The organism is Mycobacterium sp. ABE4_509 (genome assembly GCF_056160785.1).
In genome coordinates this window covers 12772-36035 of sequence record NZ_JBSWXU010000040.1, presented here as the reverse complement: position 1 = coordinate 36035, position 23264 = coordinate 12772, and the positions used below count along the sequence as shown (strand labels likewise).

The following is a 23264-nucleotide window of genomic DNA, read 5'->3' as shown; positions in this document are numbered from 1 at the left end:
GCGCCGGAGCCTGCGCCCACGCCCCCGAGGTCGGGGCGCGGCGGCGCTGTGGCGGCGTCCACAGCCGGTTGCAGTGGCATGGACGGTGCAGCCGGCATCCCCGGCATCCCACCGCCACCACCACCGCCGAGTGCGGCCGGTGCCACCGCGGGCTCGAATCCAGATCCCATGGCGGCCAGGGCGTCTTCGGAAAGCTCATCGGCGGACAGCGCATCCGAGAGCGCATCGCTGAGCTCGTCGGCATCTGGCGAGTCCGGAGAAGTGGGTGCCCCGCCGCCGGTCGGAGTCACCGGCGGTTCGGGTAGCTCGTCGTCGGGCAGCTCGGGGATGTCGTCAGGGTCGGGCAGCTCGGGGATATCATCGGCATCTTCGGGATCCGGTGGCGGTTCGAGCGCCAACGCGTAGGGTGGCCGCGTCAGCGTGATGGGCGTCAGCGGAAGGTTTGCCCGCCCGATGTACTCGGCCAGCACCTCTTCGGACTTCTTCTGCGCATTCTTGAGATTGTCCAGGTACTGGCTGCCCCAGGACGCCGACCCGACGCTGACGTAGGCATGGTACATGTATATTTGCTCGCTGATGTAGTCAGAGCCCGGATGCTGCGACTTCGCCCAGCGCTGGGTCTCGGCCACCACCTCGGCCTGCTTGGTCAGGATCAGGCATTGTTCGGCTGTGATGGGCAGCCACGCCCTGAACTGCTCGAAGTTCGACTCCACGGCGATACGTGCCTCACCATCCCAGTACTGGAAGGGGCGGAACCGAAAGTCCCACTCCGGTAGCATCGTCTGGGTCCACGACTCCCACTGCTGGGCGAACGCGTCGAAGGTGGCCCCCTGGTCGGGCGCCTCGATCTGCAGAGCCGTCTCGTACACGTCCCAGTAGGCCGAGGGGTCCCAGCTCGCTGCGGCTCGCGGGGTCGGGCCCAGCAAGGACGCGTCCACGGGCGCAACGCCGGCCACCGCAACGTGATCGACCTCGGTGCCGGTGTTGATGCCGTCCTCGGCCTCCTGGTCGGCGTCCTCGTAGGCTTTCGCGGCATTGCGCAGGGACTGGGCCAGTCGGGTGCACTCATCTTGGAAGGTGCGGAGGTAGGTGTCCAATGACCTTACGCTCAAGGATAACTGGCTGAGCGCATCGTCGGCGAGCGCGAGTTCACACACCGGCAGCGGCAGTCCCTCCGGTGTGTTCAGCGGTTGTTCGAGTTCCTCGGCGCGGGCGATGAGCTCGGTGTATTCGACGTCGAGCTGTGGCTCGGTCATGGTTCTACTCCTCCCTTCTGGTGTCTCGGATCTGGTCAGTGGCTGGCGGCCAGGGCATGTCGGCCGCGTCGTGGTGGTTCTACGGGGGCGGGGGCCGGTTCGACGTGCTGGTCGGTGGGGTCCGGCGGTGTGATCGGCGTGATCGCCAGGCGCTGCCGATCGGTGGTGATGCGGTCGGGCGCGATCACCACCGATGCCAGACCGGGACCCGCACCGAGGAACGTGGTCGCTTGCGGCCAGGCCAGTTTCGGCCGCGGTCCGACCGTGCCGCCGAGGTGCTCGGCCAACTCGGCGAACTCCTCGTCGAGCGTGACGGCCGCGCCGGCGCCCGCAGCGCACACCGCGAACTCGGCGAATATGTCCGGGTCCGCGTCGACCCCGCTGTCGACGTCGTCGAACGGCAGATACATCGGGTCGCCCTGCATGGTCCGGCCCACCAGCACACCGGCCGATCCGATCGGGATCCGGTGGTGCTCGTCGGCGCCCAGCATGTCGCCGGCCACTGCGGCTCGCTGCGCCCCGCGGAATCGCGAGAACCCTTGTGGATTCACCGGCTTCGACGGGGTCGTCAACACCACGGCCGAGCGCGGGCGGCGTCCCGGGGACACCCGCAGCCGGGTGAGGGTGTGGTCGGCCTCGATCGACCACCACACGTCCGGGCCGCCGGGTGCGGCGTAGGCCGTGGTGAAACCGGCGTGCCCCTTCAGGCTGGACCATCCTTCGCGGTCCAAGTCGACCGCGGTGGCCTGGTCGAAATCGGCGAATCCAGCCGCGCACACGGCATCCACACCGCTACCGGCCAGCTGATCGGCCACCCGGGTTGCCGAGGCGACCAGGTAGCGGATCAGCCCCGGGGCCCCGGCCTGGCGGCGCCGGGCCGAGCGGTAGCTGCGGTGCGGGTTCGCCCGTAACAGTATCCAGCTGCGCCGGTGTGCGGGGGCCGGATCGGCTCCGGCGGTGCCGCGATAGAGATCGGCGATCTCCTCGGGCGCGGCCTGGCCGAATCGGTAACCGGCGGAGACGATATCGGCCTCCAGATCCGGGCAGCTGACCGCGAGCAGCCGCTCCAGCAGCTGCGAATCCAGGGTGTCGTCGGTGCGGGCCCGGCCGTCGACGACGACCGTCGGGGTGAACGGGCGGGGTCGAAGTTCGATGAGCGCTACCAACGTGGCGCCCTCCCAGCGCACGGCCACCTCGTCGCCGGGCGACAGTGTGCTGCCCACCACGGCGGCCGACGGGGTGCCCAGCGGCCGGCGCCGTCGCCGCAACCAGGCCAGCCACACTGCGCTCCACCCGGTGATCCGCCGCCCACCGATGGTGAGCACCGACACCAGCAAAGCCACGGCGACCGCCGCAATGGCCCACCACCGGTAGTCGCTGCCGTAGGTCGCCAGGATGACCGGGGGCGCCAGCACGGCTGTCCACAGAGCGCCTGACCTGGTGCAGCGCAGACCGAAGCTGCGCAGCGGATTCCTCATCGGGTCGACTCCTTGCGGGACAGGGCCGTGCGGAACAAGGCCGACAGCGCCAGCAGGATCACCGCACCGAACACCGAGGCGCCCACCACGGTGATGGGGGTGCGATCCGGCGCCGGCTCCGGGCGGGGCGGGGCAACGGGCCGCACCGACGGTGCCGCCTGAACCGGGCCGGCCGGGATGTCCCAGGTGAGCGCGGCGAACGCGTCGACCACACCGGAACCGACGGCGTTGTTGGCGCCACCGCCGGGATGCCGTGCGCTGGCGGTGATCCGGTTCATCACCTGCTGCGGGCTCAGCTGCGGAAACCGCTGCCTGATCAGCGCTGCGATGCCGGAGACGTACGCGGCGGCGAACGACGTACCGGCGACCGGCACCGGCCCGTCCTGGCCGTGCAGCGCGTCGACCGGTTCGCCGGCGTATCCGAGCGCGACGATGTCCTCGGCGGGCGCTGCGGCGTCCACCCACGGTCCGTGCATCGAGAACGAGCTCGGCGCGCCGGTGGGGCCGACCCCGCCGACGGTCAACACCAGCGACTCGTACCAGGCCGGGGTCACCACGGTCTGCACACCGTCCCAGCCGCGCGGATCGGCGGCCGACGGCGCGCCCTGCGGTGGGTTCTGCGCGCAGTCACCGCCGGTGTTGCCGGCCGCGGCCACCACCACCGCGCCCCGGACGTTGACGGCGTAGTCCAGTGCCGCGCCCAGGCTGCGTTCGTCGACCTGGCGGGTGACCGCGAAGCAGGCCGCCTCGCTGATGTTGATGACGTTGGCGCCGAGATTGGCCGCGCGTACGATCGAGCGGGCCAGGCTGCGGATGGAACCGGCAGCCGCCGTGCTGTTGGGATCGTTGGGATTGGATTGTCCACCAACGGGTTCGAACGCCGAAGAGGTCTGGCGCAGCGAGATCAGCCGGGCATCGGGCGCTACGCCGACGAAGCCGTCGGTCGGTGCGGGACGGCCGGCTATGATGGCCGCGGTGAGGGTGCCGTGCGCGTCGCAGTCCGACAACCCGTCGCCGACCTCGGCGACGAAGTCGCCGCCGGGCTCGGCGGGAACCCGGGGCGAGGCCGTCACGCCGGTGTCGATGACCGCGACGGTGACGCCGGCGCCGGTGGCGAATTGGTGGGCCTCACCGACGCCGAGATAGGCGTTGGCCCACGACGGATCCTGAAATACCGCCCCGGGCAACGTGGTCGGTACGGCGCACAGCCGCCGCTGCTCTGTCGGGTTGTCGGGGCCGGTCTCGTCGGTGGGCACCGCGCTGGGGTCGATCTGCGGCGGTGCGACCGCCGTCGCCGGCGGCGCGGTCACCAGAGCCACGCTCACCGCCGTCGCCGCGACAGCGACGCGGCCGAGCGCACCTCGGCGAACTCCCCAGGACGCAGCCGCACCGGGCTGGGTCGTTGTCTGCACCGTCACGTCCAGTACAACGGGGGCCCGCCGCGAGCGGTTCAACCCGATGCGCGGATGGTCGTGCCGCGCAGACGGGGAACCCCGCCCCGGGCGTGGCCGGGGCGGGGTAGGCGCGGTGCCGTCGGTCTAGAGCTGGGTGGTGGCCAGCGGTTCGGACGTGCCGGTCTCCCGGATGTCGACTGTGGCGATGTCGCTGCGACGGATGCGGGTCGCCGCGGACAATCCCGTGGCCTCCTCGCCGACGGCCTGCCAGGTGCCGACGATGGTCTGGGTGCCGTCACGGGTGGTGACCACCAGGTCGTAGCTTTCGACGTCGCGGGCCCAGTCCCTGGTGTACTGACACGCCCAGTTCAGCTCGGTACCCCACTCCCTGTCGGATGCGGCGAGTTGGGCCGAGACACCCGGCCGCTCGCCCGGCGTCATCTCCGCCATCGCCAGCGTCTGCGTCGCCGGTCCGGACCGGGGGAACGCCGTGGCGCCCACCAGGCCGCCGATGATCAACATCGCCGCCGCGACGGCCAGGCCGCCGGTGACGAAGGTGCGTCGCGACCGGCGCTGGCGCTTGGCGGCGGCCTGGGCCAGGGACGGCACCAGGTCGGCCTGGGGCGGCGCGGGCGACCCCGCCGCGGCGGATTCGTCGAGCAGCGCAAGAGCCTCGTCGGGGCTCAATGCCCCGAGCAGGCCGGGCAGTTCGTTCAGTTCGGTCAGCTCGGCGGCCCGGTCCGGGTTCTCCGCCAGGTAGTTCTCGTAGGCCCGCTTGTCCTCGTCGCTCAACGCGCCGAGGACATAGGCGGCGTCCCACTCGGCAAGGTTGTCGTCGTTCACTGGACAACCCCCCTTTCCTGCAGTGCGATGCGAAGGGCCCGCATCGCGTAGTGAAGCCGGGACTTGACGGTGCCCGGTGGTATCTGTTCGTGCTGGGCGATGTCGGCCACCGTCTGTCCCAGGTAGTAGGACCGCACCACGACGGTGCGGTGCTCGATGCTCAACGACTTCAGCGCGTCCGCCAACACCGACTTGTCGACCGAGAGGCCGGCCATGTCCGGGCTGGCCTGCTCGGGCAGCACCTCGGTCTGCAGTTCTCGCGCATACCGTGCGCTGCGCCGATCGTCGATGACCTGGTTGCGCGCCACGGTGTACAGCCAGGCCCGCACGCTCTCGGTCGGCTGCTCGAGCAGCTCCGGCTTGCGCCAGAGCCGCAGCAGCGACTCCTGCACCACGTCTTCGGCGAAGGGCATGTCTCCCCTGGTCAGTCTCAGCACATACCGCAGCAGCGGTTGCGCATGGGCATCGTGCACCGCCCGCAGCAGTTCGCCATGGTCGGCATCGTCCGATCGCTCGGGATGCTGTTTTCCGGAATCTGCCATGACTGGCCCACGCATCCTTTGCTCTCGGGCTATCCACTACAACGAACCGACACTGCTTACCGTTCACCGAGAATTCAAAGAGCCCGGGCTGGGGCGCCGGCCCCGCCAGAGCTACCCGATTCCGCCGCTCAGAGTAGGCGAACCCGGTGCCGCCGTCAGGACTCGTCCTCGGGGTCGCGGGTGGCGCGCAGCGAGCCCGGATGAGCCTTGGCGGTCGGATCCTGGCGCGTCTTGATCAGGCTGGCCACGGTCACGACCGTCAGGATCACCACGATCACGCCGAGACTCACGTAGGTGTCCACCTCGGGGATGTTCGGGTTGATGTCGACGTGCGCCCAGTGCAGCACCAGCTTGACGCCGATGAACGCCAGGATGATCGACAGCCCCGTCGACAGGTACACCAGCCGGTCCAGCAGGCCCTTGACGAGGAAGAACAGCGCCCGCAGTCCCAGCAGCGCGAACGCGTTCGCCGCGAACACGATGAACGGCTCACGGGTGATCCCGAACACCGCCGGAATCGAGTCCAGCGCGAACAGCAGGTCGACGCTGCCGATCGCGATCAGCACCGCCATCATCGGCGTGACCATCCGCCGGCCGTCGACGCGGGTGAGCAGTTTGCCGCCGTCGTAGGTCTCGGTGACCGGCAGGAACCGCCGCGTCGCACGCACCATGATGTTGTTCTCGACGTCGGGATCCTCGTCGCGGTGCCGGAACAGCTGGACGGCCGTCCAGATCAGCAGCAGCCCGAACAGCAGGAACATGAAGCTGAACAGCGCCAGCAGGGTGGCGCCGAGTGCGATGAAGATCGCCCGCATGATCAGCGCCAGGATGATGCCGAAGGTCAGCACCTTGTGCTGATGCTCCTCGGGCACCGCGAACGTCGCCATGATGATCACGAAGACGAACAGGTTGTCCACCGAGAGGCTCTTCTCGACGATGTAGCCGGCGAAGTACTCGGTGCCCAGCCCGCCGCCGTAGGTCACGGTGAACCACACCCCGAACGCGACGGCGACCAGGATGTAGAACACCGACCACGCGGTGGCCTCCTTGAACCCGACCCGGTGCGGGCGCAGCGCGGCGAGGATCAGATCTATCGCCAACAGCAGCACGACCAGCCCGATCGTGACACCCCACGTCAACCCGCTGATCTGAGACATGCCTCATTTGTACCGTGACCGCGGTGGTGCGCCCCGCGACGGCGGGGTGGCGCGGTCAGCCCGCCCGCGGCGCCGCGGCGAGCAGGTTCACGAAGCCGTGGTCGACGTGGTAGGTCTGCTGCACGTGGGTGAGCCGGGACACCAACTCGGCCGGCAGCGGCGGACCTCCGTTGCGGGTCAGTGACGACAGGGCCAGCGTCATCGCCTCGCTGTAGTCGCCGACGCCGAGGTGGGTGAAGGCCGTGTTGGCCTCGGCGGGGTTCAGGGCAGCCCGGCAATGCTCGACCAGATCCCAGGCCACATCGCTCAACTCGGAACTGCTCATGGGGTCATTTTCGGTCATCGGCGGTCGGCGCGCTCGGCGTGCGGGTCACACCCCGGCCGCGACGCGGCCGCCGGCCACACTCAGCTCGCGGCGCAGCTCCGCGAACTCCGAGATCGAGCGGGTCGCCACCGACGCCACCGGCCGCGCGTTGCGGCCCTCGGTCTTGGACACCATCACCACGCTGTCGATGTAGGGCTGGATCGTCGTCGCGTTCTGCACCGTGGCGACGATCACCAACTGGAACCCGAACTTGCGGAACGCCTGTAGCGCCTGCTGGGCGAACTGCGGATCCGACTTCGAGAACGCCTCGTCGAGCATCAGCTGCGCGAACACCGGCCGGTTGGCTTCGTCTGTTCCCGCGTATCCGGGCGCCGCAAGGTTGAAGCTCAGCGCGCCGGCCAGACAGAACGCCATCAGCTTCTCCTGCTCACCACCGGAATTGTCGCCGGCGTTGCTGTGCGTGCGGATCAGCTCCCCGGAGGCGACGTCCCACTCGGCGCAGTCGAAGGTGAACCGGTTGCGCACGTCGAGGGCATCGCGGGTCCAGGCCCGGTCCTCCGGCGCGGACGAGGCCAACCGGTTGCGCAGCCGCAGGATGTCGGCGTACTGGTCGAGGATCGCCTGCTTGTCGCCCAGCCCGACCTCGGCGATGCGCCGCGAGATGGCCCGCACGATCTCGGTCAGCTCGGAGACCGCCGCCAGCGCCCGCGGAGTGGCCCGCAACGTCAACCGGGTACCGCTGTTGAACTCGACGGCCCCCAGACCGGTGTTCACCCGGTCGATCTGGTCACTGATGCGCCGCGCCTCCTGCTCGGCCACCCGGTGCAACGTCAGGATCGCGTCCGGGGCCTGCTCGGTGACCAGCCGCATCATCCGCTCGTAGGCCTCGGGCAACTCCCGCTCGTCGATGTGACGGCACAACGCCACATAGTCGTGCACCCGTTCGTCGAAGTCATCGGAGTCGTTCGGCACGGCATCCGGGAACGTGGTGTCGAATGTGTTCAGGATGCGCGCCAGCTCGTCATAGGAACGTCGGCGGCTCTCCCGCAGCTGCTCACGCTCCCGCTTGATCGCGGCGAACAACGCCTCCCGGTGCGGTTCGGGTTCCAGCAGCTCCAGCGGCACCGGCACGGTCGCGGTGTAGCGGCGCAGCAGGTCGGTCAGCGGATCCGAGACGAACGCCGGCGAGAGCCGCTCGGAGAGCTCCAACAACCGGGTGCGCCGCGAGTCCAGGTCGTCGCGGCGGGTCTGGATGGCCCCCCGGCGGGTCATCAACTTCTGGATCTGCGACCAGCATTCGTCGGCGCGGGCGTTGAGCGCCTCGATGTCGGGATGGTCGGCCAGCAGCAACTCATACTGCTCGCGCAGCCGGTCGGCGTGCCCGTCGGCGGTCTCGGAGTCGATGTGGCTCCACTGACCGAACTGCTCGCAGTTCGCCTTGGCCGCCGCGGCGCCGTCGCGCCACCGCTGACGCTGGGCGGCGATGTCGTCGGCGACGCGCCGGGCGCTCTGATAAGCCTCCTCGGCTGCGGCCAGATCCACTGTCAGCGCGTTGATCTTGGCCGACACGTCGCCCTGGAACAGATACTCCGCCTGTCGGAGCGGGCGCCGGTCGTCCTTGACGGCCAGCCGGTCGGAGTCCTTGTACAAGCCGGTGTCGGTGACCGCACGGCGGAACCGCGCGAACACGTCGGGGGTGTCGACGCACACGTGGTCGCCGGCCGAGGCGACGACGTCGACGGCCTCGGCGGCGCACGGGTGCGCCGGGTCGACGACGAACAGCTTGCCGGCCAGGGTGTTCGGCTCCAGCTCGCCGGGCTCGGCACCCAGCGAGCGTTCCCGCACGTGGTGCAGCGCCAGCCGGCCGCGCATGTTGGTCTCGTTGACGAACCGCAGCACCGCCGCCCAGTGCTCGTCGGGCACCAGCAGCCGCAGCCCGACCCCGCGCAGCACCTTCTCCACCGCCACCCGCCATCGGGTCTGATCGGCGCGCAGATCCATCAGCTCGGCGACGTAGGGCAGCGCGGCGGTCTCGACGCCGATTGCCGCGCAAACCTGCTCGCGCATGGTCAGCGCGAACTCCGGCAGCGCCGAACCCACCTGCTCGACCCGGCGCAGCTCCTTGGCCGCGTCGTCACGGGTCATCCGGGCGGCCTTCTGGGTGTACTCGGCGTCGGTGGAGGCCTCCCGGTTGCGCTCCACCCGGGCCAGCAGTTCGGTGGCCTTGCCGAGCAGTTCCGCACGCAGGTTCCAGAACTGCTCAGCGGTGGCCGGCACCTCCAGGCCCTGGGTGGCCAGCAGGTCCTCGTAGGCGCCGCGCCGGCGCGACACCTGTTCGGCCTCGGCCTCGGCGGCCGCGACCTGCGACTGCAGCGGACCGATGCTCGCACTCGACCCGCTGATCTGGGCATTGATCGAATCCGCCTCGGCCTTCGCCAGATTCAGCGAGCGGGTGACGTCCTCGTCCTCGGTGTCGAGCTGGTCGATCGCGGTGTCCAGCGAGGCGATCTGGGCCGGGCACTGGGCCAGCCGGACATGATCGGTGAACGCCCGGACCATCGGCGCGTCCACCAGGTCGATGATGCCCAGATCGGAGGACTCGGAGACGTAGCGCTGCTGGATCTTCTCGATGTCGCCGAGGATCTTGCGTTTACGCTGCGCGACGGCCAGCAGTTCGCGCGCCTCCACCAGCGGGTCGATCTGCTTGAGGGCCTCGGGCAGCCGGGCCAGGCTGTCCGGTTCGTCGAGCATGAACTCGCGGACGAACTGCTCGAGCCCGCCGACGCTCTTCAGCGACTTCGCCTTGCCCAGCAGCTGCTGGGCGGCATCCGAGGCCCGGATACCGATGGTGGCGTACAACTGGGCCAGGTACTGCGACTCCACCTTCGTGGTGAACCGCCAGCCCTCACCTTTCCCGTCGCTGCGCTCGCCCCGGACGTCCTTGAACACCGCGGTGTCGAAACGTCCTGCCGCCCAGCGGTTGCAGATGTCCTCGATGTCGAGGTCACCGTCGCCGAGGACGAACCGGCTCGACGAATCCGAGCGGGACTCACCGGTCAGCCACTTGAGTACCAGCCCGGTGACGGTGCGGCCGCTGTCGCCGGTGTAGGTGACCGCGATCGCCGACCACGCGGTGCCGTCCCCGCGCAGATACATCACCCGGCTGGTGCCGCCGTCGCTGCGCTGCCCCCAGGCGCCGCGCACGTACTTGTCGACCGTGCGCCGCCCCGCGCTCGACCCGGCCGCGGTGTTGTCGCCCGAGGCGTTGAAGTTGCGCCGGTTGAACGGCAGAAAGCCCAGCGAAATCGCATCCAGTAGAGAGGATTTCCCGCTTCCCGAGGCCCCGGCGATCAACGCGCCGCCCGAGCTGAACGGAATGCTGTGGTAGCCGTCGAACACACCCCAGTTGATGACCTGGAGCCGGGACAGATGGAACTGTTCAGTCATCGAGCTCGACCTCTCCGGAGTCCTCGGCCGGGGCGCCGCCGCGCGCCAGCGACTCGAACTGCTGCTGCAGCTCGGTGATCACCGAGGCGGTCATGATCGCGGTGATCACCGGGCTGATGGTGTAGCTGTCCTCGTCGTCGCGGCTGCGGCGCAGGATCTCCAGCCCGGTCAGCCGGGCGATCGCGCCGTCGATACGGGCGGTGAACGTGACCGCGTCGCGGTCGGTGTCGTTGAGCACGCCGGAGAACAGGCCGTGCATCTCGTCGCGGCTGATCAGCACCCGCTGCCCGCCCGCGGCGCGCATCATCTGGGCCAGGTGCAGCGCCAGGATGGAGTCGTAGGTGCCCAGCGGTTCGCGGCGCAACAGCTTGATGCCCTTGGCCGACTCGTAGCGGGCCTGCTCGACGAACGCCACGTCCGTGCCGTCGACCACCCGCAGGATCAGGTCCAGCTCGGACAGCCGCACCGCCAGCTGGGTGCGGTACTCCAACACCCAGGCATAGATGTCGGCGTCGGCCTCGGCGCTGACGTGGCGGCGGGTCAGCAGATGCTGCAGCGCCCAGCAGGCGCGGTCGGGCAGCTCGGAGACGTCACCGTCGAACCGGGGCCGGCGCTGCTGCGGGGGACGGGCGTTCTGGTCGACCTGGGGAAGGTCGGAAAACCCCTTGTATTCGATGGACTTGTACTCGATGGACCTGTAGTCAATGGACTCGGTGCCGACGGACTGGTCGGTGCTCATGTCTGGGCTCCCACGACGGTGGTGATCGGTTCGGTGAACATCAGTTGCGGCACGGCGATCTCGCGGTCCCGGCCGTCCAGCGAGCGGAACCGCACCGTGGCCGACTCCGACACATTCTCGGCTGCAGGCTGTTTGAGCGCCCAGGACCACAGCACGATGACGTGGCCGAGGTAGGCGCTCTCGAGCATGCCGACAGCGCCGGGCAGCGACACCGGCCCCGAACGCAGCGCGGTGTTGAGCATCTCCGACATCGCCGGCGCGTCGACCTGGGTGCTCAACGCGGCGAAACCGGCCAGGTCGACCTGACCGTCGGCGGGCCGCGCCGGCCGGGGGGCCGACAGGTCACCGATCTTGAAGCTCAGCGCCCCGACCGAGCTGATGGCGTGGCGGGCCAGCGGAACGTCGAGGTCCAGGCGGGAGTCGGTCAGCGACGTCTTGAGCAGTGCCCGCGCCGCGGCGAGGGCCTCGTTGAGCTGGCGGGCGACCCCGCGGCTCTGCTCGAGTGTGCCGAACGCGGTGAACCGCTTGACCCGTTGCGCGCAGCGCTGCTGGATGCGCTCGACCTCGTCGATCTGGTGGCCGACCAGTTCGAAGAATCCGGCCATCACCTTGCGCAGCGCCGGGTCCAGCGCGGGCAGCGCCCCGGCCACCGCGGCGACGTCGGCTTCGAACTCGGCGCGCTGGTCGGGGTCGTTGATCATGCGCAGGAACGCCCGGTGGCTGTCGCGGCCCTGCGAGTCCCACGCGGCCTGATAGTCGGCGTACATCCGGCGCTGGCGGTCGCGGTATTCGGTGTTGGTGTCGATCGGCTCGTCCAGGGCTGCGGTGGCCTGCTCGATCATCGTGCCGTACTGCCCGATGTCGGTGATCAGGCGTTCCATCTGCAGCGCGATGGCGCGGGCCTCGTCGTAGCAGTCGGTGAGGTCGGGTTCGGGCCGGGCACCGCCCTCGGCGCCCTCGAGTGCGTCGAGGTCGTCCTGCAGCGCGGCGATCTGGGCTTCGATGTGCTTGCGGATGCGTGCCGGGTCGTCGTCGACGCGCACCGCGACCTGCTTGAGGCGTGCGGCGATGCCCTGGATCGAGCCGCCGGTGGCGATGGTGTCGTTGCGCCGCATGCCGCGCACGAAGTCCAGCGCGCGGCGCGCGTCCTGGGTCAGGTAGCAGACGTTCTGGTCGCTGCGCTCGTCGACGATGCGGTGCAGCCAGCCCTGACTGGCCCACGACTTGATCAGCGCCAGACCGGACTGCCCGTCCGGGTGCCCCAGCTCGTCGAGGTCGCGCTCGACACGCACCACCAGCTCGGTCTCGGCGACCGCACCGTCGGCCAGGTGCCGTTCCATCAGCGTCGCGTACAGCCCCAGGTTGTTGGTGGCCAGCAACCGGATCGCACGGGAACCTTGCAGGTCACGGTTGTGTTCGAGCAGCTCAGCGGCCGACAGCGCAGGGCTGCCGGGGGAATCGTCCACGTGGGCTCCTCGATGCGTCTCCGTCGTTGCCGGACGGTCCAAGATAGGCCACCGCACCGACAGCGCAGCCGCGGGGTGAGGGCACCATGGCAGCGCCCGCGACGCTCAAACCTACCGTCGGCGACGGTGCCACTCGGGCACCTCTTCGCACCCCTCGTGCTGAGAACAACCGCAGGGCGGTTGACCCCCGTGTTCCCGGCGCGGTCCGCAACCGTGAGGTCGATCTCGCCTGCAGCACCCTGGAACCACCGCCACAGCGGAAATCTGATGCCCACTGCCTCAGCTCAGCCGGGTCGCGAGAACCGAGAGCGCACGCGTCAGTTCGGCATCCGGCAGCGGAGTGTCGTGCGCGGTGGTCATCAACACCCCGACGATCGCCCCGGCCACCACCCGGCGGTCCAGGTCGCCGGCCGGGCAGTCGGGACGGCGCGTCAGCGCGTCGGCGATGAGGTCGGCCAGGGTCAGGTACGCGACGTAGAGGTGGCCGCGCAGTTCGGGAACCTGGTAGGTGAACTGCTCGCCGATGACGGTGTCCTCGCGCTCCTCCGGCGTCAGCGAGTTGTACACGGAGCTGACCGCATACCGGTAGGCCTCGACGTAGCTCAGCTCGCGGGGAGCGGCGGCAAAGGCCTCCACGATCGGGGTGATCTTGTCGTCCGAGAGCAGCACCGCTTCCTTGATGCCGAAGTAGCGGTAGAAGGTCCGCGGCGAGACCTCGGCGGCGGCGGCGATCTGCTCGACGGTGGTGTCGGCATAGCCCTGCCGCTCGAACAGCCGAAACGCCTCCCGGCGGATCGCCAGCCGGGTCTGCATCTTCTTTCGCTCCCGCAGGCCCTGCGACGGACTGGACGCCGACACCCGAATCCCTCCCTCTCCTCAGCGCCCACCGCTGCGCTGGAACATCGTCGGCGACGGTAGCGGAAAACGCCCCGACGTGCGCTGTCTTCAGCCACCCGCCGCGCCGGCGCAGTGTCAGGCCTTCTTCAACATCCACGCCGGGACCCAGTGCGTGACGAGGTCGTTCTCGGGTCCGTGCCCGACCGGATAGGTGACCAGCCCCCACCATTGGCCCTGTTCGCAGATGCCCCAACGGGTCAGCTCGCCGGACACCACCTTGTGCATCTGCAGGCCGAACGGGTGATACCTGCCGCGGCTGTGCGGTTCCCGGGGGAACAGCGAGACCAGATCCACCAGGACCCGCTGCGGCGGATCGACCGCGCGGAAGACCACCGGCGTCGGCTGGCCGCCATGCCCGATGCCCTGCAGATCACCCACTCTTCGATCATATGTTCGAAGTGTCGGGTGGAACAGTGCCGGTTCGGCGCCGATCGATATTTGACGGCGACGAAAGCGGACACCAACCCGTTGCCTGACGTTCACCGACTGACCGCCGCGGGCTCACCTGCCCGCGCAAGGGTGGCTCGACCCACCAGACGACCGAAGAGGGGTGTGACGCGTGACCACGCGCAATCTTGCACGGGCGGCGACGGCGGCCACGATCACAGCACTGCTGGTGGTCGGCTGTTCCTCCGACAACCAGGACGACACGTCGGCCACGCCGGCCCCCGACACCCCGCGTGCCACCTCGCCGATCGACTTCGATCTGCCCCCGGCGCAGCGCTATCACCGCGCCGCGACCTACCCGGTGTATCTCAACCGGCCCGAAGCCGATCCGATCGACGCCGAGACCGTCGCCGAGATCTCCACCGTCACCCCGGACGGCAACACGGTCATCTACACCGACGCCGCCGGCAAGCGCATCGGCTTCGTCGACATCACCGACCCGGCCAGCCCGAACGGACTGGGCACCCTGTCGCTCGAAGAACTCGGCCACGCCGACGACCAGCCCACCTCGGTGGCCGCCGTCGGCGACTTCGTGCTGGTCGTCATCGACACCACCGGCGGCGATTTCGCCAACCCGTCCGGACGCGTCGACATCGTGCGCATCAGCGACCGCAGCCCGGTCAGCAGCATTGACCTCGGCGGACAGCCCGACTCGATCGCCATCAGCCCGGACGGGTCCTTCGCGGCGATCGCCATGGAGAACCAGCGCGACGAGGAAGCCACCCCGCCCGGCGGCGAGGAGGGCGACCTGCCCCAGCCGCCGACCGGCTTCCTGCAGCTGATCGACCTCGCCGGGGAACCGACGGCCTGGGCGGCGCGCCGGGTCGACTTCGACGTCGAGGCCGCCCGCGCGGCCGGCCTGGACACCCCCGAGGACCTCGAACCCGAATACGTCAGCATCAACTCGCGCGGCCAGGTCGCGCTGTCGCTGCAGGAGAATAACGGGGTCGCGATCATCGACGGCCGCACCGGCGAGGTGTCCAACATCTTCAGCGCCGGAACCGAATCCGTCGACGGCATCGACACCGCCGAGGACGGCACCATCGACCAGAGCGGCTCGATCTCCGACACGCCGCGCGAACCCGACGCCATCGGCTGGATCGGCGACGACCACGTGGCCACCGCCAACGAGGGGGACTGGAAGGGCGGCACCCGCGGGTGGACGATCTTCGACGCCGGCAGCGGTGAGCCGGTCTGGGATGCCGGCAACTCGTTCTCCCAGCTCGCCGTCCGCACCGGTCTGCACATCGAAGGCCGCGCCGACTCCAAGGGTCCCGAGCCCGAGGGCCTGGCCATCACCGAGATCAACGGCACCCCCACCGCACTGGTCGCCTCCGAACGCAGCAACTTCGTGGCGGTCTACGACGTCAGCGACGTCACCGCGCCGCAGTTCCGCCAGATCCTGCCCACCACACCGGGACCCGAGGGCATCGTGGCCGTCCCGTCGCGCAACCTGCTGGTGATCGCCTCGGAGGCCGACGACGCCGAGGCGCGGGTACGTGCCTCGCTGAACATCTACGGATTCGGCGAGCAGTACGCCGCCGACGGCGGATCACCGATGTTCCCGTCGATCGTGTCCGGCGACATCGACGGCACCCCGATCGGATGGGGCGCGCTCGGCGCGCTGTCGGCCGACCCCGCCGACGAGAACCGGCTGGTCACCGCGACCGACAGTGCGTACGGGCCGGCGCGGGTGCTGGGCATCGACCTGACCTCCACGCCCGCGCTGATCGACACCGAGCTGCCGGTCACCGACAACGGCGAGGCCGTCACCCTCGACGTCGAAGGCGTCTCGGCCCGCCCGGACGGCGGCTATGTGCTCGGCGTCGAGGGCGAGGAGGGGCCCGGCAACGAGCTGGTCACCGTCGCCGCCGACGGCGGCATCGAGAACCGGGTGACGCTGCCGTCCGACATCGCCGCCGCACTGGGCGGCCAGGGCATCGAAGGGGTGGCTGTCGACGGCGAGGAGATCTGGGTGGCGCTGCAGCGCGAACTCGACACCGACCCGCCGGGGGTGGTCCGCCTCGGCCGCTACACGCCCGACGGCGACTCCTGGCAGTGGTTCGGCTACCAGCTCGACACCACCGACACCGAGGGCGACTGGATCGGGCTGTCCGAGATCGCCGTCCACGACGGATCGCTGCTGGTGCTCGAACGCGACAAGCTCAACGGCCCCGATGCGCAGGTCAAGGCGATCTACCGGGTCGCCCTGCCCGAGGACTCCGGGGTGAGCTCGGCCACCGACGCGCCGCAGGTGCTGCCGAAGACATTGGCGCGCAACCTGTTGCCGGACCTGCAGGCGACCAACGGCTATGTGCAGGAGAAGGTCGAAGGCTTCGCGATCGCCGGCAACGGCAACCTCTACATCGTCACCGACAACGACGGGCTCGACGACGCCAGCGGCGAGACCCAGTTCCTCGACCTCGGCCCGGCCACCGAGGCGCTCGCCGGCTGACCACACCGAGACTGCGCCCACGGCGGGATCCCACGCGAATCCCCCGCCGTGGGCGCAGTCTCAACACCGGGTGAGGGTGACGCACGGCACGAAATTGGGCCGCAACCCTCCGGTCGGGGTAGAGTTGCCGACCGTCGGCGCCGCCAGTCGCGCCGGCCATGTTGACGGCCTGATCGGCCACGTCAATCCAGCGATCACGCAACACTTTTCGCGCAATGACGCGCGCCACGACCATGCGTGCGTCACGCGAAGGGAGCCGTGTTGGAAACGCAGCAGAGCCAGGTGACTCCGCAACGCGAGCAGTCGGTGCTCGCCGCACTGCGCTCACCGCGCCGGCTGCGCACCGAGGCGCTCGCCGGTCTGGTGGTGGCGCTGGCGCTCGTCCCCGAGGCGATCTCGTTCTCCATCATCGCCGGCGTCGACCCCCGCGTCGGACTGTTCGCCTCGTTCACGATGGCCGTCACCATCGCCATCGTCGGCGGCCGGCCGGCCATGATCTCGGCCGCCACCGGGGCCGTGGCACTGGTGATCGCCCCGCTGGTGGCAAGCCACGGGCTCGACTACCTGATCGCCGCGGTGATCCTGGCCGGGGTGATCCAGCTGGCGTTCGGCGCGCTCGGGGTGGCCAAGGTGATGCGGTTCGTGCCGCGCAGCGTCATGGTCGGCTTCGTCAACGCGCTGGCCATCCTGATCTTCCTGTCCCAGGTGCCGCACCTGCTGGGTGTGCCCTGGCTGGTCTACCCGATGGTGGCCCTCGGCATCCTGGTGATCGTCGGGCTGCCCAAGCTGACCACCGCCATCCCCGCCCCGCTGGTGGCCATCGCCGTGCTGACCGCGGCCACCGTCCTGACCGGCTGGAACGTCCCCGACGTCGGCGACGAGGGCAAGCTGCCGTCCAACCTGCCCTCGCTGCTCATCCCCGACGTGCCGCTGACGATGGACACCCTGCGGATCATCGCCCCCTACGCGCTGGCGATGGCCGTGGTCGGGCTGCTGGAGTCACTGATGACCGCCAAGCTCGTCGACGACATCACCGACACCCACTCCAACAAGTCCCGCGAAGCCGTCGGGCAGGGCGTGGCCAACGTCGTCACCGGATTCTTCGGCGGCATGGGCGGTTGCGCGATGATCGGGCAGACCATGATCAACGTCAAGGTCAGCGGGGCCCGCACCCGGATCTCGACCTTCCTGGCCGGCGTGTTCCTGCTCGGCCTGGTCGTCGGCCTCGGCGACATGGTTGCCCAGATCCCGATGGCGGCCCTGGTCGCGGTGATGATCATGGTCTCGGTGGCCACCCTGGACTGGCACAGCATCAACCCGAAGACGTTGCGGCGCATGCCCAAGAGCGAGACCTTCGTGATGCTGGCGACCGTCGCCGTCACCGTGGCCACCCACAACCTCGCCTACGGTGTCGCCGTCGGGACTCTCACCGCGATGGTGCTGTTCGCCCGCCGGGTCGCCCACTTCACCGATGTCGTCACGATCGCCGACTCCGACCCGGACACCCGCGTGTACGCGGTCAGGGGCGAGTTGTTCTTCGCCTCCAGCAACGACCTGGTGTACCAATTCGACTACGTCGGCGACCCCGCCAACGTCGTCATCGACATGAGCGACGCCCACATCTGGGACGCCTCCACCGTGGCCACCCTCGACGCGATCACCACCAGATACGCGGCAAAAGGCAAGACGGTCACCATCATCGGGATGAACGACAGCAGCGCCGAGCGGCACGCGCGGCTGTCCGGGCAGCTCACCGGCGCCCACTAGGGTCGTGAGCGAGCCGCAGCTGTGGCAGATCGGTGAGGTGTCGGCGCGCACCGAACTGTCCATCAAGACCATCAGGCACTACGAGGACGTCGGCCTGGTGGTTCCCTCGGCGCGCTCGGCAGGCGGGTTCCGGCTCTACACCGAGACCGACGTCGGCCGGCTCGTCGCGATCCGGCGGATGAAGCCGCTCGGGTTCACCCTCGACGAAATGCGGGAACTGCTCGGCGCTTTGGATGTGCTGGCCGACGCCGGCGCCGGTGACGACGACCGCGCCCGAGCCGGTGAGTACCTGGCGGGGTGTCACCGCCGCGCCACCGCGGCATGCGCCTCGCTGAGCAGGCAACTCGGCTACGCGCGCGAGCTCACCGAACAACTCGCCCGCTACAGCGGTGCCGCGGCCCATACCGGGTGGCCATGAACGACGCGGACTACATCAGCTGGGCGCACCGCTACAACGGGTACGCGCGGCTGGCCGGGGACCCGCAGTACCTGGGCACGGTGATCGAACCGCTGCGCACTGCCTACCGGGAAACCGGCACCATCCCGGACTGGGCCGGGGTGGACCTGTTGCGCGGCTGGGCATTCCTGCTGGCGCGGGCGCACCGGCACGGCGGCGGCTGGGTGCCGCTGACCGAACAGTCCCCCGAGATCGTGGCCATCGCCGAAGCCGTCGCCCGGCACCCCGGCGCCACCGACGCCGACCGGATGTGAGGGCCGCGCCGGTGGCCGGTCACCCAACACGAAAGGCCCGGCCTGATGGCCGGGCCTTCCGAAGGTGGAGAACTTATTGCTGGTAGGCCTGCTCGCGCTTCTCGGCGGCCTTCGCGGCACCGCGGGCGGCGTCGGCTTCGGCCTCCTTCTCGGCGGCATCGCGGTGAGCCTCGGCCTTGTCCTGCTGGGCCTTACCCTCACGGATCATGTCGTCGCGACCGGTGACGGTTCCGACCGCTTCCTTGGCCTTGCCCTTCACGTCCTCGACAACGCCCTTGATGCCTTCCTCGGGACCAGTGCTGTTCTCAGCCATCGTGTACCTCCACGAATTCAGGGTTCGCGAACCGGATTTGTGATTCGCTTGCCAGATATATGCCCGCTGAACACATTCGGCTAAACACCGAGTCTCTGTGAGCCGACCCACGGTCTGGGTGGGAGCGGGCCCCGGCTCTCATGTCAGGCGCGGCCGGTGAGCTTGCCGATCGAGGTGTGCTCAAGGTGGTCGAGCAGCTCACGGGGATTCTCGAAAACCTCGCCGGCTCCGGCGATCCGCAGTTCGTCACGGCCGAAACCGCCGCTGAGCACAGCGATGCTGGGCACCTGCACGCGGGCGCACGCCTCGGCGTCCCACACCGCGTCACCGACGAACACCGCCTGCTGCGCCGTGACCCCGACCCGGTCCAGCGCCACCTGCACGATGTCGGGCTCGGGTTTGGCGGTGTCCACATCCGCGGCCGAGGTGATCGCGGCGATCACGGCATCGCAGTCGAGGACCTTGCGCAGCACCTCCAGCTCATCCGGTGGAGCCGAGGTCGCCAGCACCACCTGCAACCCCAGGTCGGCGACCCGCCGGAGCAACTCGCGGGCCCCGGGCAGCGGTTCCAGCAGCGACCCGTTGCGCTGGTAGTACTCGCTGTGCGCATCCTTGAGGCGCGACACGAGGTTCTCGTCGGGGTCTCGGCCGGCCTGCTCGAGCAGATCGCTCACCAGCGTGGTGCCGTCCATCCCGATGCTGCGGTGCACCCGCCAGGTCTCCATCGGCACACCGGCCTCGTGAAAGGCCCGCTGCCACGCGTAGACGTGCAGATAGTTGGAATCGACCAAGGTGCCGTCCACATCGAACAGCACCGCCGGAGGGGTGCCCATGGCAACTACTTACCCGCTGTGGGCGCGGTCTACGCCCGGTGCCCGAACGCTAGTGCACCGGGGCCGGTTTACCGGCCTTGATCAACTCACCGCCCTGCTCGTAGTCGTCGTCGGCGTTGCAGGTCAGCACCGCGACGGCAGCTCCCTGCGACTCGTACCAGACGGTGAAACCGCCGGGCCGGTCGACAAGGTGGGCATCCTGGTAGCCGTCACCCCAGGCGTGATACTTGACGGTGGTGTCACCGATCGTCGTCCAGAAGCCCGGGACCTCCGACCACGCGGCATCGTCACCGGCGGCGGTCGCGCCGGCCACCTCACCCTGCCCCTCGGCGTCCTGCCAGTGCTCGACGGGAAGTCGCCGGCCCGCCCCGACGTTGAAGGCCAGCGCGACGTCACCGGCAGCGTAGACATGCTCCACGGCGGTGCTCATGTCCTCGTCGGCGACGATGCGTGAATCCTGGGTGGGCAACCCCGCCACCGCGGCGAGCTCGCTGTCGGGTGTCACGCCGGTGGCGGCCAGGATCAGGTCCGCGGGCAGCGCATCGCCGTTGTCGAGGTGCACCAGCGCCTCCTCGAGGCGCACGACGTTGACCCCGCCCAGCCAGCGCGCGCCCGAACCTTCGACGAGCCCGGCCAGCCGTCGGCCGGCGTCGACACCGAGCCGGTTCTGCTGGGGCACCTGCTCCGGTGCCACCAGCGTCACCGAAAGGCCCCGCAGCGCAAGTGAAGCGGCGGCCTCACAGCCGATGAAACCGGCGCCGATCACCACGGCGGTGGCGGCCTGCGACGCGGCGTCACGCAACCGCTCGGCGTCGTCGAGTGAACGCAGCGCCAGCGCGTGCTCGCCGCCGGGAACCGGCAGCGGCACCGGGGCGGCGCCCGTCGCGAAGATCAGGGCGTCGTAGCCGTACGGTTCGCCGTCGACGGTGACGACCCGCTCCTGCGGGTCGAAACCCTGTACCCGGGAGCCGAGTGCGAGCTGGATGTCGCGCTCCCGGAACCACTGCTCGGGATGCAGGTCGGTGTCGTCGGTCTTGCCGCGCAGGAACTCCTTGCTCAGCGGCGGCCTGGCATAGGGCCGGCGCCGGTCGGCACTGAGAATCCGCACCGGCGACCGGGGTCTACGGTTGCGGTAGGCCTCGGCGGCGGCCACTCCGGCGGGGCCACTGCCGATCACGACCAATCCGGAATCACTCATGTGGGGTGCATACCCACTGCGCCGCAGGTGTCACGCCGACCGAAGCGCCGGCCCGCGGGTCAGCCCTTGACGAGCGTGAACTGCGCGACCTCACTGATGCCGCGCTCGAAGAAGTCCGCGCACCCCAGCAGGTAGCGCATGTAGCGGTCGTAGACCTGCACCGACGTCACCGCCACCGCCCGGTCCCGGTTGGCCTCCAGCGCGCTCGCCCAGGTGTTCAGCGTCCGCACGTAGTGGGGTGTGAGGTAGTCGATGTCGGCCACCGTGAACCCGGCGCGGCCCGAGTAGTCGATGACGTCCTCGTCGCACGGCACCGCGCCGCCGGGGAAGATCTCCTTGGCGATGAACCGCATGAACTTCAGGTCCGACATCTTGATCGGGATGCCCATCTCGGGCCACCGCTTGAGCGGATGCCCCAAGATCGTCTGCAACACCATGCGGCCGTCGGCGGGCATCACCCGGTCGCACGTGGCGAAGAACGCCTCGTAGCGGTCCTTGGGGAACGCCTCGAACGCCTCGATGCTGACGATCCGGTCCACCGGCTGGTCGAACTCCTCCCAGCCCTGCAGCAGGATGCGCCGCGAACGCGTGGTGTCGAGCTGGTCGAGCAGCTGCTGGCCCAGCGCGCGCTGATTGCGGCTCAGCGTCAGCCCGACCACGTCGACGTCATGGCGCTGCACTGCCCGACTCATCACCGAACCCCAGCCGCAGCCGACGTCGAGCAGCGTCATCCCCGCTTCGAGGTCGAGTTTGCCCAGCGCCAGATCGATCTTCGCGAGCTGAGCCTGCTCCAGCGACATGTCGTCACGCTCGTAGAACGCGGAACTGTACGTGCGCGACGGATCCTGGAACAGCGCGAAGAAATCGTTGGACAGGTCGTAGTGGGCCTGTGCGTCGGCGTAGTTCGGCTCCAGTTTCGTCGAGCCCCCCGACCCGTTTTCCGTCATCACCACTCCTCCCATGGTGTGCCCGGCGAGCGTCAGGCCGTGTCAGCCTTCTCCAACGTGAACTGACATACGTCGGTGTAGCCGCCGCGGAACAGGTCCGCGCAGCCCTTCAGGTACTTCAGGAACCGCTCGTAGATCTCTTCGCTGGTGATCGCTATCGCCTCATCTCTCTCCGATTCGAGGTTAGCGGCCCAGGTGTCGAGAGTTCTCGCATAATGCGGTTGAAGGTGCTGGCGCCGCGTCACGGTGTATCCGGCCCGCACCGCGCTGTCTTCCACCTGCGCCGCCAGCGGCAAACGGCCACCCGGATAGATCTCGTCCATGATGAACTTGATGAACCGGACGTTGGACATCGTCAACGGCAGTTTCTTGGCCTTGATCTCCTCATCGCTGGGAATGATGATCGTGTGCAGCAACTGCACGCCGTCATCGGGCATCAGGTCGAACGTCTTCGTGAAGTAATCGTCGTACTTGTTGAACCCGAAGTGCTCGAACGCCCCGATCGACACCACCCGGTCGACGGGCTCGTCGAACTCCTCCCACGGCTGCAGCCGCACCTCCAGCCGGCGCGTGCTGTCCGACCTCGCGAACCGGTTCTCCTCGATGTGGCGCTTCTGGTTCTGCGACAGCGTCAGACCGATGACGTTGACGTCGTACCTCTCCACGGCGCGCATGATCGTCGAGCCCCACCCGCAGCCGATGTCGACCAGGGTCATGCCCGGCTGCAGCCCGAGCTTGCCCAGGGACAGGTCGACCTTGGCCAGCTGCGCCTCTTCCAGGGTCATGTCGGGGCGCTCGAAATACGCGCAGCTGTACGTCTGGGAGGGGTCCTGCCACAACTTGAAGAAGTCGTTGGAGATGTCGTAGTGGAACCGGACCTCATCGGTGTCCGAGCCGCGCGTCTGCGCCGCAGATCTGGACAACCACTTGGACTCGGCGCTGGTCGGTTCGGGCACTGCACATCCTGTCGTCGTTGCCGGTACCACGGATTCCCGGCGCCGCCGGGGGCCAAACGTGCCGGGGTCAGCGGGCGGCCCGGCCGAGCCGGC

General features: G+C 69.2%; 21 protein-coding genes. 4 read left to right on the top strand and 17 right to left on the bottom strand.

Going from position 1 to position 23264, the window contains the following annotated elements:
- From ACXAID_RS11430 to ACXAID_RS11375, 12 genes are all read right to left on the bottom strand, one after another.
- Positions 1–1256: PPE domain-containing protein (locus tag ACXAID_RS11430; protein ID WP_475022326.1), on the bottom strand; the 1256-nt coding region annotated here is incomplete at its 3' end.
- Between the two features lie 35 nt (positions 1257–1291).
- On the bottom strand, positions 1292–2734 hold the full coding sequence (eccE, locus tag ACXAID_RS11425) for a type VII secretion protein EccE (RefSeq protein WP_475022325.1): 1443 nt from the start codon (positions 2732–2734) through the stop codon (positions 1292–1294).
- A complete protein-coding gene (gene mycP / locus ACXAID_RS11420; RefSeq protein ID WP_475022327.1) occupies positions 2731–4059 on the bottom strand; it encodes a type VII secretion-associated serine protease mycosin in 1329 nt (442 codons plus the stop codon). Before mycP ends, eccE begins: the two co-directional genes overlap by 4 nt.
- Positions 4060–4272: 213 nt before the next feature.
- The gene (locus ACXAID_RS11415) at positions 4273–4971 is read right to left on the bottom strand and encodes an anti-sigma factor family protein (RefSeq protein ID WP_475022324.1); all 699 of its coding nucleotides are present in this window, start codon (positions 4969–4971) and stop codon (positions 4273–4275) included.
- Positions 4968–5513, bottom strand: coding sequence for a sigma-70 family RNA polymerase sigma factor (locus tag ACXAID_RS11410; RefSeq protein WP_475022323.1), 546 nt, complete (start codon positions 5511–5513; stop codon positions 4968–4970). The genes ACXAID_RS11415 and ACXAID_RS11410 overlap by 4 nt, the downstream gene beginning before the upstream one ends.
- Positions 5514–5668: 155 nt before the next feature.
- Entirely contained in the window at positions 5669–6670 is a 1002-nt protein-coding gene (locus ACXAID_RS11405; protein ID WP_475022322.1) for a TerC/Alx family metal homeostasis membrane protein, read from the bottom strand.
- A gap of 55 nt (positions 6671–6725) precedes the next feature.
- Positions 6726–6995: a hypothetical protein gene (locus tag ACXAID_RS11400; protein ID WP_475022321.1), complete on the bottom strand. Its 270-nt coding sequence runs from the start codon at positions 6993–6995 to the stop codon at positions 6726–6728.
- 45 nt (positions 6996–7040) lie between these two features.
- The gene (locus ACXAID_RS11395) at positions 7041–10442 is read right to left on the bottom strand and encodes an ATP-binding protein (protein ID WP_475022320.1); all 3402 of its coding nucleotides are present in this window, start codon (positions 10440–10442) and stop codon (positions 7041–7043) included.
- Positions 10435–11181 carry a DUF4194 domain-containing protein gene (locus tag ACXAID_RS11390; RefSeq protein WP_475022319.1) on the bottom strand — a complete coding sequence of 249 codons (747 nt, stop codon included), beginning with the start codon at positions 11179–11181 and terminating at the stop codon, positions 10435–10437. Before ACXAID_RS11390 ends, ACXAID_RS11395 begins: the two co-directional genes overlap by 8 nt.
- Complete coding sequence (locus ACXAID_RS11385) at positions 11178–12647, bottom strand: DUF3375 domain-containing protein (RefSeq protein WP_475022318.1); 1470 nt, start codon at positions 12645–12647, stop codon at positions 11178–11180. The genes ACXAID_RS11390 and ACXAID_RS11385 overlap by 4 nt, the downstream gene beginning before the upstream one ends.
- Before the next feature lie 279 nt (positions 12648–12926).
- Entirely contained in the window at positions 12927–13505 is a 579-nt protein-coding gene (locus tag ACXAID_RS11380) for a TetR family transcriptional regulator (RefSeq protein ID WP_475022317.1), read from the bottom strand.
- 114 nt (positions 13506–13619) lie between these two features.
- Entirely contained in the window at positions 13620–13922 is a 303-nt protein-coding gene (locus ACXAID_RS11375; protein ID WP_475022316.1) for a hypothetical protein, read from the bottom strand.
- Positions 13923–14103: 181 nt separating this feature from the next.
- On the opposite strand from ACXAID_RS11375, the gene ACXAID_RS11370 reads away from it, so the two are divergent.
- The 4 genes from ACXAID_RS11370 (at position 14104) to ACXAID_RS11355 (ending at position 18924) form a co-directional block, all read left to right on the top strand.
- Positions 14104–16446, top strand: a complete 2343-nt coding sequence (locus tag ACXAID_RS11370) for an esterase-like activity of phytase family protein (protein ID WP_475022315.1) — start codon at positions 14104–14106, stop codon at positions 16444–16446.
- Positions 16447–16707: 261 nt separating this feature from the next.
- Entirely contained in the window at positions 16708–18213 is a 1506-nt protein-coding gene (locus ACXAID_RS11365; RefSeq protein WP_475022314.1) for a SulP family inorganic anion transporter, read from the top strand.
- Between the two features lie 4 nt (positions 18214–18217).
- The gene (locus tag ACXAID_RS11360; RefSeq protein WP_475022313.1) at positions 18218–18631 is read left to right on the top strand and encodes a MerR family transcriptional regulator; all 414 of its coding nucleotides are present in this window, start codon (positions 18218–18220) and stop codon (positions 18629–18631) included.
- A complete protein-coding gene (locus ACXAID_RS11355) occupies positions 18628–18924 on the top strand; it encodes a hypothetical protein (protein ID WP_475022312.1) in 297 nt (98 codons plus the stop codon). Before ACXAID_RS11360 ends, ACXAID_RS11355 begins: the two co-directional genes overlap by 4 nt.
- A gap of 73 nt (positions 18925–18997) precedes the next feature.
- On the opposite strand, the gene mbp1 is transcribed toward ACXAID_RS11355, so the two are convergent.
- From mbp1 to ACXAID_RS11330, 5 genes are all read right to left on the bottom strand, one after another.
- Positions 18998–19237 carry a microaggregate-binding protein 1 gene (mbp1, locus tag ACXAID_RS11350; RefSeq protein ID WP_475022311.1) on the bottom strand — a complete coding sequence of 80 codons (240 nt, stop codon included), beginning with the start codon at positions 19235–19237 and terminating at the stop codon, positions 18998–19000.
- A gap of 143 nt (positions 19238–19380) precedes the next feature.
- Entirely contained in the window at positions 19381–20070 is a 690-nt protein-coding gene (locus tag ACXAID_RS11345; protein ID WP_475022310.1) for an HAD family hydrolase, read from the bottom strand.
- Positions 20071–20119: 49 nt separating this feature from the next.
- Positions 20120–21268, bottom strand: coding sequence for an NAD(P)/FAD-dependent oxidoreductase (locus tag ACXAID_RS11340; protein WP_475022309.1), 1149 nt, complete (start codon positions 21266–21268; stop codon positions 20120–20122).
- Positions 21269–21327: 59 nt separating this feature from the next.
- A complete protein-coding gene (locus tag ACXAID_RS11335; RefSeq protein WP_475022308.1) occupies positions 21328–22215 on the bottom strand; it encodes a cyclopropane mycolic acid synthase family methyltransferase in 888 nt (295 codons plus the stop codon).
- Positions 22216–22247: 32 nt separating this feature from the next.
- The gene (locus ACXAID_RS11330; protein WP_475022307.1) at positions 22248–23171 is read right to left on the bottom strand and encodes a cyclopropane mycolic acid synthase family methyltransferase; all 924 of its coding nucleotides are present in this window, start codon (positions 23169–23171) and stop codon (positions 22248–22250) included.
- Positions 23172–23264 lie beyond the last annotated feature (93 nt).

What these genes read in the sequence shown, in the direction of transcription:
- eccE (WP_475022325.1), bottom strand. Translation starts at nt 2,734, where the DNA reads ATGAGGAATCCGCTGCGCAGCTTCGGTCTGCGCTGCACCAGGTCAGGC.
- ACXAID_RS11410 (WP_475022323.1), bottom strand. Translation starts at nt 5,513, where the DNA reads ATGGCAGATTCCGGAAAACAGCATCCCGAGCGATCGGACGATGCCGAC.
- ACXAID_RS11405 (WP_475022322.1), bottom strand. Translation starts at nt 6,670, where the DNA reads ATGTCTCAGATCAGCGGGTTGACGTGGGGTGTCACGATCGGGCTGGTC.
- ACXAID_RS11400 (WP_475022321.1), bottom strand. Translation starts at nt 6,995, where the DNA reads ATGAGCAGTTCCGAGTTGAGCGATGTGGCCTGGGATCTGGTCGAGCAT.
- ACXAID_RS11395 (WP_475022320.1), bottom strand. Translation starts at nt 10,442, where the DNA reads ATGACTGAACAGTTCCATCTGTCCCGGCTCCAGGTCATCAACTGGGGT.
- ACXAID_RS11390 (WP_475022319.1), bottom strand. Translation starts at nt 11,181, where the DNA reads ATGAGCACCGACCAGTCCGTCGGCACCGAGTCCATTGACTACAGGTCC.
- ACXAID_RS11355 (WP_475022312.1), top strand. Translation starts at nt 18,628, where the DNA reads ATGAACGACGCGGACTACATCAGCTGGGCGCACCGCTACAACGGGTAC.
- mbp1 (WP_475022311.1), bottom strand. Translation starts at nt 19,237, where the DNA reads ATGGCTGAGAACAGCACTGGTCCCGAGGAAGGCATCAAGGGCGTTGTC.
- ACXAID_RS11345 (WP_475022310.1), bottom strand. Translation starts at nt 20,070, where the DNA reads ATGGGCACCCCTCCGGCGGTGCTGTTCGATGTGGACGGCACCTTGGTC.
- ACXAID_RS11340 (WP_475022309.1), bottom strand. Translation starts at nt 21,268, where the DNA reads ATGAGTGATTCCGGATTGGTCGTGATCGGCAGTGGCCCCGCCGGAGTG.
- ACXAID_RS11335 (WP_475022308.1), bottom strand. Translation starts at nt 22,215, where the DNA reads ATGACGGAAAACGGGTCGGGGGGCTCGACGAAACTGGAGCCGAACTAC.